At 38.9% G+C, this 18,492-nt stretch carries 18 protein-coding genes; 11 read left to right on the top strand and 7 right to left on the bottom strand.

Annotated features, from left to right (window positions below; translation table 11 throughout):
- Positions 1 to 11: 11 nt before the first annotated feature.
- The 3 genes from IW22_RS20365 to IW22_RS20355 are packed head-to-tail and all read left to right on the top strand — an operon-like array spanning position 12 to position 3,358.
- Positions 12 to 668 (top strand): succinate dehydrogenase cytochrome b subunit, encoded by a 657-nt coding sequence (locus IW22_RS20365; protein WP_034730441.1) that lies wholly within the window; start codon positions 12 to 14, stop codon positions 666 to 668.
- Positions 669 to 679: 11 nt separating this feature from the next.
- On the top strand, positions 680 to 2,596 hold the full coding sequence (locus tag IW22_RS20360) for a fumarate reductase/succinate dehydrogenase flavoprotein subunit (RefSeq protein ID WP_034730439.1): 1,917 nt from the start codon (positions 680 to 682) through the stop codon (positions 2,594 to 2,596).
- A 12-nt stretch (positions 2,597 to 2,608) separates the two neighbouring features.
- Positions 2,609 to 3,358, top strand: a complete 750-nt coding sequence (locus tag IW22_RS20355) for a succinate dehydrogenase/fumarate reductase iron-sulfur subunit (RefSeq protein ID WP_034730438.1) — start codon at positions 2,609 to 2,611, stop codon at positions 3,356 to 3,358.
- 55 nt (positions 3,359 to 3,413) lie between these two features.
- Here the strand turns inward: IW22_RS20355 and IW22_RS20350 are convergent, their stop codons facing one another.
- Both IW22_RS20350 and IW22_RS20345 read right to left on the bottom strand, forming a co-directional pair.
- Positions 3,414 to 4,187, bottom strand: coding sequence for a cyclase family protein (locus IW22_RS20350; RefSeq protein WP_034730436.1), 774 nt, complete (start codon positions 4,185 to 4,187; stop codon positions 3,414 to 3,416).
- A gap of 271 nt (positions 4,188 to 4,458) precedes the next feature.
- Positions 4,459 to 5,472 (bottom strand): nucleoid-associated protein, encoded by a 1,014-nt coding sequence (locus tag IW22_RS20345; protein WP_034730550.1) that lies wholly within the window; start codon positions 5,470 to 5,472, stop codon positions 4,459 to 4,461.
- 456 nt (positions 5,473 to 5,928) lie between these two features.
- Between IW22_RS20345 and IW22_RS24495 the strand changes: the two genes are divergently transcribed.
- The 8 genes from IW22_RS24495 (at position 5,929) to IW22_RS20310 (ending at position 12,381) form a co-directional block, all read left to right on the top strand.
- Positions 5,929 to 6,090: a hypothetical protein gene (locus IW22_RS24495; RefSeq protein ID WP_228384080.1), complete on the top strand. Its 162-nt coding sequence runs from the start codon at positions 5,929 to 5,931 to the stop codon at positions 6,088 to 6,090.
- 4 nt (positions 6,091 to 6,094) lie between these two features.
- Positions 6,095 to 6,451, top strand: coding sequence for a hypothetical protein (locus IW22_RS20335; RefSeq protein WP_034730433.1), 357 nt, complete (start codon positions 6,095 to 6,097; stop codon positions 6,449 to 6,451).
- An 81-nt stretch (positions 6,452 to 6,532) separates the two neighbouring features.
- Positions 6,533 to 6,664, top strand: coding sequence for a hypothetical protein (locus tag IW22_RS24740; RefSeq protein WP_262483641.1), 132 nt, complete (start codon positions 6,533 to 6,535; stop codon positions 6,662 to 6,664).
- A gap of 48 nt (positions 6,665 to 6,712) precedes the next feature.
- On the top strand, positions 6,713 to 7,108 hold the full coding sequence (locus tag IW22_RS20330) for a hypothetical protein (protein WP_034730432.1): 396 nt from the start codon (positions 6,713 to 6,715) through the stop codon (positions 7,106 to 7,108).
- A 303-nt stretch (positions 7,109 to 7,411) separates the two neighbouring features.
- Positions 7,412 to 8,962, top strand: a complete 1,551-nt coding sequence (locus tag IW22_RS20325) for a thiol-activated cytolysin family protein (protein WP_081873994.1) — start codon at positions 7,412 to 7,414, stop codon at positions 8,960 to 8,962.
- Between the two features lie 4 nt (positions 8,963 to 8,966).
- Positions 8,967 to 9,566: a hypothetical protein gene (locus tag IW22_RS20320; RefSeq protein ID WP_034730430.1), complete on the top strand. Its 600-nt coding sequence runs from the start codon at positions 8,967 to 8,969 to the stop codon at positions 9,564 to 9,566.
- A 272-nt stretch (positions 9,567 to 9,838) separates the two neighbouring features.
- Positions 9,839 to 10,906: a thiol-activated cytolysin family protein gene (locus IW22_RS20315; protein ID WP_034730428.1), complete on the top strand. Its 1,068-nt coding sequence runs from the start codon at positions 9,839 to 9,841 to the stop codon at positions 10,904 to 10,906.
- A 2-nt stretch (positions 10,907 to 10,908) separates the two neighbouring features.
- Positions 10,909 to 12,381, top strand: coding sequence for a thiol-activated cytolysin family protein (locus IW22_RS20310; protein ID WP_051891329.1), 1,473 nt, complete (start codon positions 10,909 to 10,911; stop codon positions 12,379 to 12,381).
- Positions 12,382 to 12,469: 88 nt separating this feature from the next.
- Here IW22_RS20310 and IW22_RS20305 read toward each other — a convergent pair whose 3' ends face one another.
- From IW22_RS20305 to IW22_RS20285, 5 genes are all read right to left on the bottom strand, one after another.
- Positions 12,470 to 12,988 (bottom strand): thioredoxin family protein, encoded by a 519-nt coding sequence (locus IW22_RS20305; protein WP_034730426.1) that lies wholly within the window; start codon positions 12,986 to 12,988, stop codon positions 12,470 to 12,472.
- A 180-nt stretch (positions 12,989 to 13,168) separates the two neighbouring features.
- Positions 13,169 to 13,501: a hypothetical protein gene (locus IW22_RS20300; RefSeq protein ID WP_034730425.1), complete on the bottom strand. Its 333-nt coding sequence runs from the start codon at positions 13,499 to 13,501 to the stop codon at positions 13,169 to 13,171.
- A gap of 130 nt (positions 13,502 to 13,631) precedes the next feature.
- Positions 13,632 to 14,744 carry a heparan-alpha-glucosaminide N-acetyltransferase domain-containing protein gene (locus IW22_RS20295; protein ID WP_034730423.1) on the bottom strand — a complete coding sequence of 371 codons (1,113 nt, stop codon included), beginning with the start codon at positions 14,742 to 14,744 and terminating at the stop codon, positions 13,632 to 13,634.
- A gap of 323 nt (positions 14,745 to 15,067) precedes the next feature.
- Complete coding sequence (gene dnaK, locus IW22_RS20290; protein ID WP_034730421.1) at positions 15,068 to 16,972, bottom strand: molecular chaperone DnaK; 1,905 nt, start codon at positions 16,970 to 16,972, stop codon at positions 15,068 to 15,070.
- Positions 16,973 to 17,126: 154 nt separating this feature from the next.
- Complete coding sequence (locus tag IW22_RS20285) at positions 17,127 to 18,353, bottom strand: T9SS type A sorting domain-containing protein (RefSeq protein ID WP_081873993.1); 1,227 nt, start codon at positions 18,351 to 18,353, stop codon at positions 17,127 to 17,129.
- Positions 18,354 to 18,492 lie beyond the last annotated feature (139 nt).

The raw sequence follows: 18,492 nt of genomic DNA, 5'->3' as shown, positions 1-18,492 counted from the left end.
AAATCAAAAATATGCTGTCAACCTTGTCAAGAAAAATGCTGATGTGCCTTACAGGATTATTCCTGAGCTTCTTTCTGTTGATCCATTTCTTGGGAAATCTCCAGCTGTTTCTTCCGCCGGAGCAGGCGCACCTGCAGTTTAATGCCTATTCGCATTTTCTGTCCGGAAATATTCTGATCAAAATGGTTTCATACGTTCTGTATGCAAGTATTATTCTGCATGCTCTGGATGGACTGGTGATTACCCTGAAAAATAAAAAATCGGGAGGTCATTATCAGTCGGAAAACCGCGGAAGATCCAGTAAATGGTATTCACGCAATATGGGAATTCTCGGTACGCTGATCCTGATCTTTCTGGTGATTCACTTTCAGAATTTCTGGTATGTCTACAAATTCGGAAAACCGCCGCTGGATGCCAACGGGAATAAGGATCTGTACATCCTTGTCGTAACGGTTTTCAAGGAATGGTGGTATGTTATTATTTATGTGCTATCAATGGGAGCTTTATGCTATCATCTGATTCATGGAATTCACAGTGCCGCCAGAACGCTGGGATTATTTCACCCCAAGTTTGTAAAATGGTTCAAAACCGCCGGAATTGTCTATGCACTGATTATCAGTATAGGTTTTGCGCTGATGCCCGTTTACGTATTCTTTACTGCCCATTAAACAGAAAAGTTATGATTTTAAATTCAAAAATACCTCAAGGCCCATTGGAACAAAAATGGGACAATTATAAAAAGAAAGCTAAGCTCGTTAATCCTGCCAACCGTAAAAAGCTGGACGTTATTGTCGTTGGAACCGGACTGGCTGGAAGCTCTGTTGCTGCTTCTCTGGGTGAAATGGGTTACAATGTCAAATCATTCTGTTTCCAGGACAGCCCGCGGAGAGCCCACTCCGTAGCAGCACAAGGTGGCGTGAATGCCGCTAAAAATTATAAAAATGATGGCGACAGTGTTTACAGAATGTTCGTAGACACTTTAAAAGGCGGAGATTTCAGAGCCCGTGAAGCCAATGTTTACCGGATGGCGGAATGTTCTTTAAACCTCATCGATCAGGCCGTAGCGCAGGGCGTTCCGTTCGGACGCGAATATGGCGGATATCTCAACAACCGTTCCTTCGGTGGGGTTCAGGTGAGCCGGACCTTTTATGCAAGGGGACAAACCGGACAACAGCTCCTTCTTGGAGCTTATCAGGCGCTGATGAGACAGGTTGGAAAAGGAACCGTACAGCAGTATTCCCGACATGAAATGCTTGATCTGGTGATGATCGATGGTAAAGCACGAGGCATTATCGTCAGAAATTTAGATACCGGAGAAATTGAAAGACATGCTGCTCATGCAGTCGTTCTGGCTACCGGAGGTTATGGGAAAATTTATTACCTATCGACCTTAGCCATGGGATGTAATGGTTCTGCAATCTGGCGGGCTCATAAAAAAGGAGCTTTGATGGCTTCCCCGAGCTGGATTCAGGTGCATCCGACTTCTCTTCCGCAATCGGGAGATTATCAGTCTAAATTAACCCTGATGTCAGAATCATTACGTAATGACGGAAGAATCTGGGTTCCCTCAAAAGCTGATGAAACGAGACTTCCCAATGATATTCCGGAAAACGAAAGAGATTATTATCTGGAACGTAGATATCCTGCTTTTGGAAATCTGGCTCCGAGAGATATCTCTTCCCGTGCTGCTAAAGAAAGAATTGATGCCGGTTTTGGAATCGGGCCTTTGAAAAATGCAGTGTATCTTGATTTCTCTAAAGCGATACGGGAACAGGGAAAGGAAAAGATTCAGGAGAAATACGGAAACTTATTTGATATGTATCTTAAAATCACAGGATACAATGCTTATAATGAACCGATGATGATCTCTCCTTCTGCCCACTTCTCAATGGGCGGACTTTGGGTGGATTATGAACTGATGACTACTATTCCCGGACTTTTTGCTTTAGGTGAGGCTAATTTTGCAGATCACGGAGCGAACAGATTGGGAGCCAATTCACTGCTTCAGGCTTCTGTAGACGGTTATTTTATTGCGCCTTATACCATTGCCAATTATCTGGCTGATGAGATTCATACCGGAAAAATTTCAGCGGATAGTCCTGAGTTTGAAGCCGCCGAAAATGCTGTAAAAAAACAGATTCTGGATTTCATCAGCATCAGAGGGACCAAAACCGTTGATTATTTCCACAAAACTTTAGGAAAACTTTTATATGATTACTGCGGTTTAGCCAGAAATGAAGAAGGTCTGAAATATGCCATCGGAGAAATCAGGAAATTAAAACAGGAATTTTACCGGGATGTACGGGTTTCAGGACAGGGTGACACGATGAATACGGAACTTGAAAAAGCCGGCCGCGTCGCCGATTATTTCGAGATCGGTGAGCTGATGTGCTATGATGCATTAACCCGAAATGAATCCTGCGGTGCTCACTTCCGGGAAGAATATCAAACTCCGGACGGAGAAGCTTTAAGGAATGATACCGAATATCAGTTTATCTCCGCATGGGCATGGGCTGGTGAAAACAATGAACATGAGCTAATCAGAGAACCACTGGTATTTGAAGAAATACAGCCAACGGTAAGAAGCTACAAATAAAAAACAAACATTATGGATTTACATCTTAAGATATGGAGACAGAAAGACACAAAGAGCGAAGGGAAACTGGTCAGTTATGATCTGAAAGAACTGAATCCTCACATGTCTTTCCTGGAAATGCTGGATACTTTAAATGAAAAACTCATTACGGAAGGCAACGAACCTGTAGAATTCGATCACGATTGCCGTGAAGGAATTTGCGGACAGTGCGGTATGATGATCAATGGAATTGCCCACGGACCATTAAAAAATACGACGACCTGTCAGCTTCACTTACGGTCTTTTAAAAATGGTGAAACGATTTTAATTGAACCTTTCCGGGCAGAAGCTTTTCCGGTAAAAAAAGACCTTAAAGTAGACCGGTCGGCTTTTGACAGAATTATTTCTTCAGGTGGATTTGTATCCGTCAATACAGGGCAAGCTCCTGATGCTACAGCAATTGCAGTCACTCATCAAACTGCTGAGGAAGCTTTTGATTCAGCCGCCTGTATCGGATGTGGGGCATGTGTGGCCACCTGTAAAAACGGAAGTGCTGCCTTATTCACTTCTGCGAAAATCACTCATATGGTTCTTCTTCCCCAAGGTAAAGAGGAAAGAAGCGGCCGTGTCCTGAATATGGTCAGCCAGATGGATCATGAACTTTTCGGGCATTGCTCCAATACGGAGGCCTGTGAAGTGGAATGTCCTCAGGGAATTTCTGTACTGAATATTGCCAGAATGAACTATGAATACGGAAGAGCGCTGTTCTTCAGGAAAAAATAGTTGTGAAGACTACCCTTGTCAAGGTTCAGAACCTTGACAAGGGGTAACTTCCAGCCTAAGGATTGATAATCGCCACTACCCTGGCCGGCGCGGCAGAACCACCTACAATTTTCAATGGAAATACACTGATTTTAAATCCTGAAGACGGCAATGCCGCGAGATTGGTAAGCTGCTCGATGTGTAAATATTCTTTTTCTATGCCGACACGGTGCCCTTCCCAGAAATATTCCGGATCATTGAGTTCTTTAGCTTTTTTAGCCATAAATTTTAACGGAAGATCCCAACCCCACTGATCGATTCCCATTACTTTTACACCCTGGTTGATCAGCCATTCGGTGGCTTCCTTGCTCATTCCCGTTCCTTTTTCTACAAAATCCGGGGTTCCCATCATTTTATCACGATCGGTTCGGATCAGTACAATATTTCCTTCCTGAATTATAATTCCGTTTTTATCCAGATCTTTTTTCAGATCGTCAATGGTGATGGCTACAAAATCTTCTTTATGCGTACAGTCGATGACAATACCGTCTCCATAACACCATTCAAGAGGAATCTGATCAATCGTCTTGGCAGGTTTTCCTTCAACCACCGGACCGTAATGCCATGGTGCATCAATATGGGTTGTCGCATGAAGTCCCATATTTTTAATAGAATCATCTGCCCATCCTGTCCAGTTTTTCGGAAAAAGCCTGAACGGAAGATTCAATGCCAGACGGATCAGCCAATGTGATTTTTTGTGAGCCTTATGCTTGATCTTAACCCTCATAAACCAAGGGTCTCCGGCATTGTACTGAATCGGTTTGGACAGATCGATAATGGTTGTTTTCATCTCACAAAGGAAGGGAAAAGGGGTGAAATACCCAATACGAAAAGAGGACCAATTTAAAAATTAGCCCTCGTTGATTTTTTATATGTAGAATGTCAATAGTGAATTTTGCTTCGCAAGTGAATGGTGAATGGTAGATTCAAGAAACAAGAGCCAGGAACCAAGATTTTTAGACAATCATCTTATTAACTTCATCACTACCAACCAGCAACCAGCAACCATTCCAAAACTCTAAAACCCTCTCACTCTATAACTCTCCGACTCTCTCATGTAATTACACTTCTTTTTCGAAGTAAAGTCTGTAGTATTTTCCTTTGTCGTCCTCGCCCATTTCCAGCTTCTGTCTGTCGCCGTGGATGTAGATATGGAAGTTTTTATCCAGTTTAATGATACTTTTGAAGTGACGCTGTGTTTTCTTTACAGCCGCTTCACTGATCGGGAATTCTTCAGCAATATTCACCTGCATATCCTGCTCGTAATCGGTTTTGAAATTCACAAAACTTTCGATGACATGCTCATCTCCCAATACTTCAGTGGCAAATTCGTCCAGCTTAAATTCTTCCTTTTCTTTAAAGAAATTGATAGATTTATTTAAGAAATCTGCCTGGTCTGCTTTTGAAACTTCAAATTCCTGTGGAAGTTGTTTGGTGATATAATCTTTGTACACCATTAAAGCTTCCTGCGTGTGGAAATATTCATCGTCACGTTGTTTTACTTTCAGGAAATCCTCGAACCAGTAATACATATCTCCGTTTTTGTTGTTGTCAACCACAGAAAGCACATACCCCGTTTCTTTATTATTGTTGTAAATTAAAGCTGCCTTATCGATTTTAGACAAACCGATTCCCTGGTCTTTTTCAATGTCAAAAGTTTCTTCCTGAGGAGAAATTTTAAGGAAAGATTCTCTCTTTTCCGTTTTAAAGATCCCGATTTTATCTACTTTATCCGGACGGTCACTTTCTTCTTCAAAAAGTACGATAAACAGTTCTCCACCCTGAACTCTAGGGTTTTCAGCGGCTTCAAAAAGGTGTTTTGCAATATTTTCAGATTCCCAAAGGAATTTCGCTTTGTCTTCAAAGATTTCGGATACGGAACTGTATACCGGATTATTGACCAAATACGTGTCACTGTAAAAATTGAAGGTCTCTTCCGATTTAAAAGAACCTAAAAAGTAATCTTCAAGCAATTCTGCCATTCCTTCTTCCAGCTTCAGCTCTTCCTGAGACAGCGTTAAAGATTCTCCGTTGATTTTATTTCCTACTCTGTGTACTATAATTTTTGAAAACATGTCCTGAATAATTTGGAGTGCAAAGATATTCATTCTATTCTTTCTATCATACAAATAAAATAAGTCGGCTGATAGTTTAGATGAAATCAATGGCTGTGCTTTTTATCGCTCGCGGATCTGGCTGATCATGCGGGTTTTCTTTCAAATGTAGATTTAAACCATTAAGATTAATGAAGGAAATAAGGAACGGTAAGGTAAAATCTGATGATTTTTTTAAGGGGATCAGATTGCAAAGCAGCGTTTCTTTATATTCTTAAAAACACATTCATTCTTATTGATTTAGAATTAAAAATAAGTTCTCCTCATTTCGTTTTGATAAAAACCTTATCATTTTGGCATGTTTTTTTTAATTCTGGCACCTTCCACAAAACAAACAACATGCTGATTATAAGCATATTGCATAAAATACACATTCAAAGGAACGCCGTTGGCTTCATCATCTTCAAAACATACAATATGGACTTAAAGACTTTAAACCGCATTGACAAGTTAAGAAGATTAAAAAGCAGAGGACCGGAAACCCCGAAGTGGCTGAAACCATACCATTTGCTTCTCATGGCTTTTATGACCGTTTTCGTCCTTGGAGCCATCATTAAACTTTTAGAACAAAATCATTAATCATATGAACTATTCAGAAGCCGTCCGGGAAATTACAGAAGTTATTCCTGACTTTGAAAACGAACTTACGAAAACGATGCCTCAGAACTCGTACAGCGTCATCCGCACGTTCACGGAACGTATCAAAAATATGGTCCGCCAGAATGACAGAAATGTTTTATTCAAAAGCATTCAGAAAATGGACAAAATTTACACAAACGGAGATCTTGCTTTAAAAAATGCAGTCGAGGGCGTTTTTATTTATTCTTTGGACAATTTTACAGCGTTCTGTAGCGGAGAATACCGTAAAGTGATCTTCAGCCATATGTCAAAAGAGCTGCAACAAACGTATTCGAGACAGATTTACAATCACGGAATTTAAAATTTTCGTTACATTTTTCGTCTGTTTCATTACAAAAGCAGATTTTGCTTTAAAATCAAAACCACTCAAATTCAATAGATTATGAAAACAAAAATCAGAAGAATATCCGACTGGAAAACCTGGAAAACTACTACCAACAGGCACAATACAGAGCTATTGGTTACTCACATCGCTGTGATTATAGGCGTTTTTATTTTTGCTGCCATGTTGTAAATTTTGGTACACATTTCGCTGCAAGATAAATACTGAAAAATATTAATTATGATGAAAGTACAAATGCAGGCTATTAATAAGAAAATAGCCGTTGAATACTTAAAATTTTTCTATCCACCACTCCGAAGTGAAATCACTCAGTTATCTGTGCAGGAAAACTTTGCCGGTGTGATTCAGGCCACCATTAACTATTTAAAGAATATGCTGCAGGAATCGAAAATCTACATCGTAGCCCATCATATCAAACTGATGGACTGGATCTACAGAAACGGTGACTCCTACGTGAGAACCGTGATCGAAAACCTGTTTGTAAGATCGCTGGAAAGCTTTAAAAAACATTCAAAAATCCAGCAGTGGAAGCTTCTTTATCAGAATATGCCTGATAATTTTCAGCTTATTTATAATGAGCAGCAGAAACAGGACGAGATCTTTTTCGGTAAGTAAGAAATAATTTAATTTGTAAATAGGGCTCCTCAGGCATTTTTGTCTGGGGAGTTTTTTTTCTAAAAATTATATTTTTCACTCTAAAATATTTAACTCAATATCAACGGTTTATTACCCAAAACAACCTACTTCATTACGTTTTCAATAAATTTCATGAATTATATTTCACGGTATGGTGCAAAATATTATCTTTACACCTGTAAATTTCACTATACAAGGAATTACTTGTATGCTGAAATTTCAACCGCACCGGATTCTGCTCTTTTCTATTTCAGAAGACAGTATCCGGAGTAAAAACAGACTATGAGAAAATTTATATATGTTATGGCTGCTTTTTCTTTAGCAGTCTTGGGGAGCTGTACTAATGAGGCGGCAAAATTGGATGATAATCAGATGGCACGTACGCCTGAGCAGGTTATTAACATTACTTCATACGGAAGTTATCCTTTATCACTTTCAAAGTTTAAAACTTCAGCGAAGGGAGCAACAGATCCTGATGATTTTACAGAAACCCGTGAATTTCAGTCTTCAGAATCGATCGTATTGCCTCATTTACAGGCATATATTTTCCCGGGATCTCTTCTGAAAGGGAATTCTATCCAGAATATGGATTTTAAGCCTATTTCAGCTTCAGTAAAGCCAGTTACCGTTTCTATGTCTATTCCGGCTTTGAACAAGAAAACAGCATTTACGATAGATCAGCCTTCATTGTCCAAGACCAGACAAATGGTACAGGATTATATTCAAACTGCAGATTTTACGCAGAACGGTACTTTAAGTTACAGTGTTGAACAGTTTACTTCTTATGATGAGCTGAAGGTAGCCTTCGGATCGAATGTGAACACCAGATCATTATTCGGGAAAAATTCTTCTTCTACAAGTATTGAAGAGGGAATGATCTCAAAAAGAAGCGGATTTTATGTGAAATTTTACCAGACTTCTTTCACGCTGGATATGGATATTCCGGCAGGATCGCTTGTTAATGATAATAATTTTGACAGCGGCGGTGTGGAACCGGTGTATGTAAGTTCTATTTCTTACGGAAGAATGGGCGTTCTGTCTATTGAAACGAATGAGCAGGCAGAAACAGCAAAAAAGACGATTAACGAAACCTTCAGCAAGCTGTTTGTAAAGGGAGAAAGTTCTCTGACCCAGGAGGAAAAAAACTTCCTGAATGGTGCTGATTTTAATTTATACCTGATTGGCGGAAGCGGCGTTACAGCAGCACAGTCTTTTCAGGGATATGCCGCTTTCGTGAACCATATTTCTAAGGGAACGTTCTCAAAAAGCCAGCCGGGAGTTCCTATCTTCTGTTCTTATTCTTACCTGAATGATAATTCTCCAGTGAAGACCACCTTCAAATTCGATATTAAAAAGAAACCCGTTTACGTAGAGCTGAAAATAGAAAATATAGAAAACTTCAGAACTACGTTTGGACCTACACAGTTTGGTAAGATGGGGAAACTGACACTTCATTATTACGACAGCCGTTCCAGAACCAAAATGATTGCTCCACCGTATGTAAAGTTTAAGATTAAAGCAGACAGAACGGCAACAGGAGATAATATTCTGGGTATGAAGAGTCCTTTCATTGATCAATATAGCTATCCAAGGGAAATTACCCTCCAAAATGCCGGCGGTGATACTTTCACCAATGTTTCAGGGTTTTACTCTACATCATGTATTTTTGACATCGCCAATCCCAATAACCCCACTTACTGTGTAAACCCGCTGAACATTGTTCTGGATAACGAACTGAGAAATTTCGTGAACGGCCGGAATATGAGTCAGAGTGCAAAATACACCTATACCATTCTGCCTGATCCAGGCAACAGTTATATCGTAATCAATTAAAATTATGAAAAAATCATTCTACATCATTCTTACTTCCCTGCTTGCCGTGTCATGCAGCGGTAATGACGATCAAATTATTGAAAATCCTAAGCCTGTAGAAAAGGACGTGTATCAATTTCAGTACAAAAATTACACAGTACAGAATATTGCAGTGTACAAAGGTCCTTCCGGCCAAAAAACTGATGTTTCAGAATCTTATCTGAACAGCTACTGGAGTACGTATCAGGAGCCGGCCTGGAAAAAAATCAGTCTTGATCTGAAAAATAATTCCCTGCAGCTGATTTCAGGAAATTCGGCGGATATTAAATATGCTGTGAATATTGAGAAGGATTCAGTATTTATTAATGAAAACAGCGGAAAGAGTTTTGTAGGTATTTTTAATAAAAATGAAGCTTCATTTACGCTGAAGAGATCGTTCAGATATGTGAAAAAGATGCCAAGGGAAAATATCAGTGCTCTCACTATTTCCCAGAAAACTGTTTTTGGAATGACAGCTTATCAGGATATTTTCGGGAACAGTATTTTCAGCAGTCCGTCTGAAATGACAGAGGCGGGAGATGATGTTCTTTGGAGTACTATAGATTATTATTTTTCTTCTTTATAAATTTTCACGATGTGTAATCAGATCCTAGAAATATCCTTTCATACATTTATTTGATCTGAAAACAGCCTCCCCTAATGAATTGTTGGGGGAGTTTTTATTTTTTTTCACTCAGAACCACATGACTTTTATCACTATATAGAGAACTATATTAATTAGAACCAATCAGTTATACATAATTAATCTTTCATTAATAGTAGTTAACAGAGATTTAATGCATATATATTTCACCATAACGTGTAAAAACTATACTTTTAGGGCCTCAAATTAAATTTATGAAAAGAATCATTTTACCTATCGCATTACTGGTTGTAGCCAGTATTACTTCAATTTCCTGCCGTCAGGATATCAATGAGGAAGCACAAACCGTTACAGAAGGAGCAAAAGCTTCAAAACTAAATCCTGTTGTCGCTTTACCTTCGAAGTATTTAAATTATGACGAAGTATCTGTAGGCGGAAAAGGAGTGGCTTCCAAAACCACTACAGTAACGCTAAACAGTGATCAGATGGTCGTAACCTCTCCTAACAAAACGTTTATCGGAGGTGTTTACAATTCTACTACGCTGGACAATCTTTCGTACACCCCGATTTCTTATCCTGTAAAGCCGATCACGGTTTCTTATTCATTCCCGTCTGACTTTATTGTAGACACGATTGAAAAGCCTACCCTTTCGAGTATGAGATCTTCTATCTTTAAAGCGATGCAGAGTGCTAACTTCAGCGGTCAGCAGTCGCTTGCTTTTGATTATAACATCAAGCAGTTCTCCTATTACAGCGAACTTAAAATTGCATTTGGCGCTAACGTTAATATCGGAAGTATTTTCAGCATCGATATCAGCGGAAGCAACAATAAAGTGAAAAGAAATACAGGAATCTTTGCTAAGTTTACCCAGAAGAACTTTACCATCGATATGGACCTTCCTGATAACGGAAATATCTTCAAAAATGAATCTGACCTGAATCTGGCGGCTTCTAAAAATCCGGTTTACATCAACTCTATCACGTACGGAAGACTGGGAATCATCTCTCTGGAATCTGATTATTCTTACAATGAAACGGCTTTTGCATTAAAAGCAGCCTTAAATGCTAAAATGGTGAACGGATCCATCAGCATTGATGTTCAAAGTAAAAAAATCCTTGAAGAGTCGGATCTGAAAGTATACATCCTGGGAGGTATCGGATCTGATGCAGTACAGGTGGTACAAGGTTACACCGGCTTTATCAACTTTATCGTGAACGGTGGCCAGTTTACGGCTAATGCTCCGGGAGTTCCAATCAACTTTACAGCAGCTCATGCAGGGGACAATTCTGTCTACTACACCACGTTTACTGTAGATAAATAAACATGAAAAAATTAATATTCCTAATGGCAGCTATCTCTATAGCTGCCTTAGAAAGTTGTACGAATGAGCTTGAAAGATCTGCAGAAGCCCAGGAAATGGTACGTGCACCGCAACAGGTGGTGAATGTGACTTCATTCGGAACCTATCCATCTGCATTATCCGGTAAGAATACAAGTATGCTTGCTAAAGGGGGCAATGCGGAAGAATTTATAGAAACGAAAGAATTTGAATCTTCGGAATCTATCGTGCTACCCCACCTTCAGATGTACATTTTCCCGGGATCTCTTCTGAAAGGCAATTCCATACAGGATATGAATTTTAAGCCCATTACGGCTTCGGTAAAGCCTGTTACGGTTTCGATGTCTATTCCAGCTTTGAATAAAAAGACAGCATTCACCATAGATCAGCCTTCTTTATCCAAAACAAGACAGTTGGTACAGGATTATATTCAGTCTGCTGATTTTACGCAGAACGGAACGCTTAGCTACAGTGTGGAGCAGTTTACGTCTTATGATGAGCTGAAAGTAGCTTTCGGATCAAATGTGAATACAAGGTCTTTATTCGGTAAAAACTCTTCATCTACGAATATTGAAGAAGGGATGATCGCAAAAAGAACGGGATTCTATGTGAAATTTTACCAGACGTCTTTCACGCTGGATATGGATATTCCAGCCGGATCGCTTGTTAATGACAATAATTTTGACAGCGGCGGTGTAGAACCAGTGTATGTAAATTCTATTTCTTACGGAAGAATGGGCGTTTTAACGATCGAAACCAATGAATTGGCGGAGACGGCAAGAACGACGATCAATGAATCATTCAGTAAATTATTTGTAAAGGGTGAAAGCTATCTGACTCAGGAGGAAAAAAACTTCCTGAACGGAGCGGATTTCAATCTTTATCTGATAGGCGGAAGCGGCGTTACCGCAGCACAGTCTTTCAAAGGATATGAAGCTTTTGTGAACCATATTTCTAAGGGAACTTTCTCAAAAAGCCAGCCGGGTGTTCCGATTTTTTGTACATACTCTTATTTAAAGGATAATTCCCCGGTGAAAACTACCTTTAAATTTGACATTAAAAATCCACCGGTTTATGTAAAACTGGTGAAAGAAAATGTCACCAGCGGCCGTAACAGAAATGTGGACTTAAAACTGTACTTCTATTCCAGTAAGAGCCAGACCAACACAATTGCCCATCCGAGCATCCGCTTTGTGATCAACAAAATATCAAAAGTAGGGAGAAAAAATGGCGGTATGAATGGACCATGGACATACACCACCACCAATGAACCCATCATTCTTCAAAATGCCGGAATGAATATTAATATGAGTATTCCCAATCAGGTGCTGTCCCGTGAAAATGGGCCTTGTGTACCAAGGGGAAGATTCGGATGTGAAGTGGTACCCATCTACACAGAAGATGTGGAATACAGCATCGCACCAAGTGACAAGTACAATTATCTTGTAATCGATTAATAAGATACTTTACAGATGTATGATCAGATTACAGAGCTTTTCATCTGAATAAAAAACTCCCCGGACCATACATCCGGGGAGTTTCTTTTTATTTATCTTTTTTCACAAATACTTTCTGAATGGTCAGAAGTTCTTCTTTATTCATTTTTGAGCTTTTTTCCAGCTTGGCCATAAATGTGGAAACTTCTTCAGGCGTTGCGGGAGATCCTAAATTGTCTCCTTTACTGTCGAAAGAATCGGCAAGCACCTCTCCTTTTGGATTCAGGATCAGCCAGAAAGGAAGTCCGGCATTTTCTCCTTTGTACTTGTTCATCAGTTCCTGCCCGCCAGGATTTTCAAGTTTTTTCTTTTCCCCTCTTTCCTGAACATCGATGTAGGTAGTTACAAATTTCTTATCGAAAATAGGTTTGGTTTCAGGAAGGTTCATGTTTTTCTCCATCAGCTTACACCAGCCACACCATGAAGCATGGAATACCAACAAAACATTTTTCTTCTGAGCTTTAGCTTCTGTAAGCGCTTTATTCAGTTCTACATCTGCCTTTTCCTGTGCAGCATTCAGCTGAAACAGAAATAAAGAGGCAACAAGGATTACTTTAAAAAATTTCATTTAAATTTTGTTTTAGGTTTACCTGTACGAAGTTAGAAATTTTTCCTTTGATATCTTCTACTTATGCTGCAATGTCTTACTTCCAAAAGATATAAATCTCATGTCATTAACACTTTAAGCTTTTGTATAAAAAAAACGACTTCTGTTGTTGAAGCCGTTTTATTATATTTTTCTGAAAGATTATTTTTTCAAATCTGCTTTTACATCTTTATAACCGTCTGCAACTGCATCTGCGCCTTTTACAGCGGTCTTTTTAACGCTTTTCGCACCTTTGGTGGCTGTTTTACCTACCCATTTTGTGCTTTTTTTAACCCCTTTTTTTGTAGCTGTTGCTCCTTTCTTAGCTTTGTCTCCAACCCAGTCAGCGCCATCTTTAACTCCTTTTTCCGTGGCTTTTGCTCCTTTTTCAATGGCATTACCTACATTTTTTGCTTCCTGCTTTACTGTTTCCTGAGCATGAACAGCTGTTGATAATAGACCGAATGCTAATAAGGTCAATACATTCTTTTTCATATTGTCTTTTTTTTAAGTTAGTTTGATAAATATAACATAAAACAAGCCAAACCTGTATGATATGAAAATAATTTAATTCAATTAAAAAAAACAATAACTGCCATTTTCCGTTCCTGCTTTCTTTACATGATCACTTCAGTACAGTTTCATCCACTGAAATAGGCTGTTCAAGAACGATCACCGTTTTTTTCTTTTTCAAGAGATCCAGTAATTTCTGAACTGAAAATGTCAGAATCATATAAAGTACAATTAACAATAATACGGATCCGATGCCATGCTGTCTGTATCCGAAAATTCCTTTACCCCAGGAAATCAATATCCATTGGATCATATACATTGAGGTCAGGTTTCTGCTGCAGTATTTTAAAAGGCTGGTGAATGCATTATCTTTTATTTTTAAGGTGATCCTGAAAATAATCCATAAGAAAATCAATGTCCATCCGGCAAAATAGATCACTCCCCCGGGTCCCATGTGATAAAAACCATTGTAATTATAGGCATCAAATCCGAAAACCAAAGGAGCTCCAATAGCGACGAACACCAATCCTACATACAGCATATTCCTGAATAATTTCTTGCTGTCGTGGTTCAGTTCCAGAAACCATTTTCCAAAAAACATTCCGATGATTATAAAAGACATCCACGGAAATACTGGAAAATAGATATAAGCAGGATAATCATTGCTGAAAAAAAGATCTGTGATATAATTGATCACCGGATAATCAATAATAGTTCCGCTGACTTCTCTGGATACCAATGCGATCAGTAATCCTATCGCCAGAATAGCATATTTATTTTTCACATACTCCCGGATAAAGCCGACAAACAGTAAGGAAATACCGGCCAATTGTAAGATATCTCCCAGCATGACCAGATACATATACTGTTGTTCTATCGGGCCGTGCCATCCGTATTTCTGAATAAAATGATCAGGAGCGAAACCTAAAACTGCCGGAACAATAAACTTCATAAAGTTCATGAAAAAAGCAGCTAATAAAAGTAAACCGCCCCGTTTTATTGAGCTTTTAAGACTCTGATGACTGGACGTCATAAAGGTGATCCCCATACAGATCAGAAAAATAGAAGTTCCTCTGCCGAGAAAGACAATGAAACTCCCTACAGCGGTCTCCGACTGCGACTTCACATTCGCGTAAATAAGTAAGGTATGGATGATAATCATGCCGATGACACTCATCCCTTTGATTAAATCCAGTGCTGCAATTCTTTTGCTTTGCTTTTCCATAGTTTTTTTTAGTTTTAATAAGGCTGCAAAACGTATCGTGGATTAATTGATTGAGATTATACGATAACAATTTGCAGGAGATCAATTCATTTTTATATATTAATATTTAATTATTCTAAATAAAAACAAAGATACATATTAAAACTAAATTATAATTTATTCATTCTTAAATTATCATGAATATTTTTTAACAATAATCAAAGTGTCATTCCATTCCATCATATACACCCACCTTAAATAACTCATATAATTCACAACAAAAAACCGCAGTAAACTAGGTCTACTGCGGTTGTATATTAAAGGTAAGTGTTACCTTACACTTATTATTTTACTTCTTCGAAGTCTGCATCCTGTACATCATCTGCACCTCCTGCATTAGCTCCGGCGTTTTGAGCACCTGCTCCGGCGTCTCCACCCTGAGCTTGTTGTCCAGCTGCATACATTTCTTCTGAAGCGGCCATCCATGCTGCATCTAAAGCTTCTGTTTTAGCTTTTACATCGTCAACATTTTTAGTTTCGAAAGCTGCTTTCAATTCTGTGTGAGCTGCTTCTACTGCTGCTTTTTTGTCAGCAGAAAGTTTGTCACCGAATTCTTTCAATTGCTTTTCAGTCTGGAAGATCAATCCGTCAGCTTTGTTGAAGATTTCAACTTCTTCTTTTTTCTTAGCATCTGCTGCAGAGTTTTCCTGAGCTTCTTTCTTCATTCTTTCGATTTCTTCGTCAGAAAGACCTGAAGAAGCCTGAATTTTGATCGTTTGCTCTTTTCCTGTTCCTTTATCTTTAGCAGAAACGTTCAGGATACCATTCGCATCAATATCGAAAGTTACTTCAATCTGAGGAACTCCTCTTGGTGCAGGTGGAATATCAGAAAGATCAAATCTTCCGATCTCTTTGTTATCGTTGAACATTGCTCTTTCTCCTTGTCCTACTCTGATGCTTACAGCCGGCTGGTTGTCAGAAGCTGTAGAGAATACTTCAGATTTTTTAGTTGGGATTGTAGTGTTCGCATCAATTAATTTAGTGAATACAGAACCCATTGTTTCGATACCCAGAGAAAGCGGCGTAACGTCAAGAAGCAATACATCTGTAACGTCTCCTGTCAATACTCCTCCCTGAATAGCAGCTCCAACAGCAACTACCTCATCCGGGTTAACTCCTTTTGAAGGTTTTTTACCGAAGAATTTTTCTACTTCTTCCTGAATGATCGGGATTCTAGTAGAACCTCCTACCAATAGTACTTCATCGATATCAGAAGTTGATAAACCTGCATCTTTCAACGCTTTTGCTACCGGCTCCATAGATCTTCTTACAAGATCAGAAGCTAACTGCTCGAATTTAGCTTTAGTTAAAGTCTTCACTAAGTGTTTAGGACCTGTAGCTGTAGCCGTGATATATGGTAAGTTGATCTCAGTCTGTGCTGAAGAAGACAACTCGATTTTTGCTTTTTCAGCAGCTTCTTTTAATCTTTGAAGAGCGATAGCGTCAGTTTTTAATTCTACACCTTCTTCAGCTTTGAATTCGTCTGCCATCCAGTTGATGATCACATCATCAAAGTCATCACCTCCTAAGTGAGTATCACCGTTTGTAGACAATACTTCGAATACACCGTCTCCTAAATCAAGGATAGAGATATCGAAAGTACCCCCTCCAAGGTCATATACAGCGATCTTCTGATCTTTGTGGCTCTTATCCAAACCGTAAGCTAATGCAGCAGCGGTAGGCTCGTTGATGATTCTTTCTACTTTAAGACCTGCGATTTCTCCAGCTTCTTTAGTAGCCTGTCTCTGTGCATCGTTGAAATAAGCCGGAACAGTGATTACTGCTCTTGTTACTTCCTGACCAAGATAATCTTCAGCAGTTTTCTTCATTTTCTGAAGCGTCATTGCAGAAATTTCCTGTGGTGTATATTCTCTGTCGTCGATTTTTACTTTTACAGTATCATTAGGTCCTGCTACTACTTCATAAGGTACTCTTGAAATTTCTTTAGCATCTTCCTTAAAATGAGTACCGATAAATCTCTTGATAGAGTATACAGTTTTCTTTGGATTCGTTACAGCCTGTCTTTTTGCAGGATCCCCTACTTTTCTCTCACCATCTTCTGTAAATGCTACGATAGACGGAGTTGTTCTTTTACCTTCAGCGTTAGGGATAACAACAGGGTCTTTCCCCTCCATTACAGCAACACAAGAGTTGGTTGTTCCTAAGTCAATTCCAATTATTTTACTCATAATATTTATATTTTTTCTAATTTTTATATTTTAATTTACACTCTCAATTTCTCAATATCTGTACCATCCCGTATTTTGTGACAAAATGACATAATAAAAATTAAACCCCGAATGAATCGGGGTTTAATTGAACTGATATTGGAAATATTTTCACTTATTTTTTGATAAACTTCATCGATTTGACAAAATCTTTACCGTTGTAAGTTCTGACATAATATACTCCGCTTGCGAAATCTTTTACATCAATTTGATCCGTTTCATTTTTAATGAATGATTTTTTCATCAGTCTGCCTTCAGCATTGAAAATTTCAACTTCATCAATTTTTGCCAGTGGTGATGCAATAGATATATACTGTGTAGTTGGGTTTGGGAACAGATTGATAGAATTGGCTTTTTCCACTTCATTCACTGATAAAAACGCACATCCGTTTGAGTTCAGAAGACTTGCTCTGGGTCCGGACATGGTATTGGTTTTAATAGTTTTCTGATCGTTGGTAAAAAGGGCCATCTCGGTATCGGTAACATAATCCATAAAATTCATAAACATGGCACCATTATCTGAAGGTGAGCACATATTGGTATTATCGGGGAAGACATTTCCTCCGAAATAAGGATTATTGGTAGCAGGAGTATCGGCACATCCGTCATCATTATCAGGTGTTCCACAAGCACTGTCATCTTCCCCCCAAGGGTGCAGAAGTCCAAAATAGTGACCAATTTCATGGGTGGCCGTTCTTCCTCCGTTGTAAGGAAACTGTGCAGCACCTGTGGTTCCGAAGTATTTGTATCCAATGGCTAAACCATCCTCAGGAAATCCGGCAGCATCCGGCAGATAAGCCCAGCCCAAATAAGGACTTGGCATATCTCCTACCCAGATGTTCAGATATTTGGTAGGATCCCACGCTGTAAGTCCGGTAGCCAGATAATAATCATCGGCAAAATTAAAGTTGGAAGCTACAGATTTTCGTTCAATACCATTGGTAGGATTGCCACTTGGATCTCTTGTTGCCATACAGAACGCCAGCTCCATATCTGCTCCTGCAGGCTTAAATGGCGCAGGGACCACCGTATTAAAATCCGCATTCAGTTTTCTGAAGTCATTATTCAATACTGCAATCTGGGATGCAATCTGAGCGTCGGAAATGTTCTGTGTCGTATTTTTATATAAAACGTGTACTACAATAGGAACTGTAATGACCGTCTGTACATTTTTTCCAGCTGTATTTTTGCTTGTAAGAAAATTTCTCAGATCTTGTTTCTTTACCAAAGCCTGTGGGTTTCTGGCAAAGAATTCATTCATCTTTTGAGTAGTTCCGCATTCCCGCTGTCCGTAAACGTTGGCCATTAATAGGCCCACTGATAAGAGTAAAAATTTTTTCATAACTAATAAATGTATATGAAACAAATATAAATATATTATTAACTCTGAGCTCGAAATTACGATCTTTTATGCCACCACAAAAACCAAAATAACATATCACGTATATGTTTGTTGATAATACCATAAAATACAAAATTCA

Source organism: Chryseobacterium sp. JM1 (genome assembly GCF_000737715.1).
Taxonomy (GTDB): domain Bacteria; phylum Bacteroidota; class Bacteroidia; order Flavobacteriales; family Weeksellaceae; genus Chryseobacterium.
Note: the sequence above shows the minus strand (reverse complement) of the source record. Positions and strands in the feature narration are given on the sequence as shown.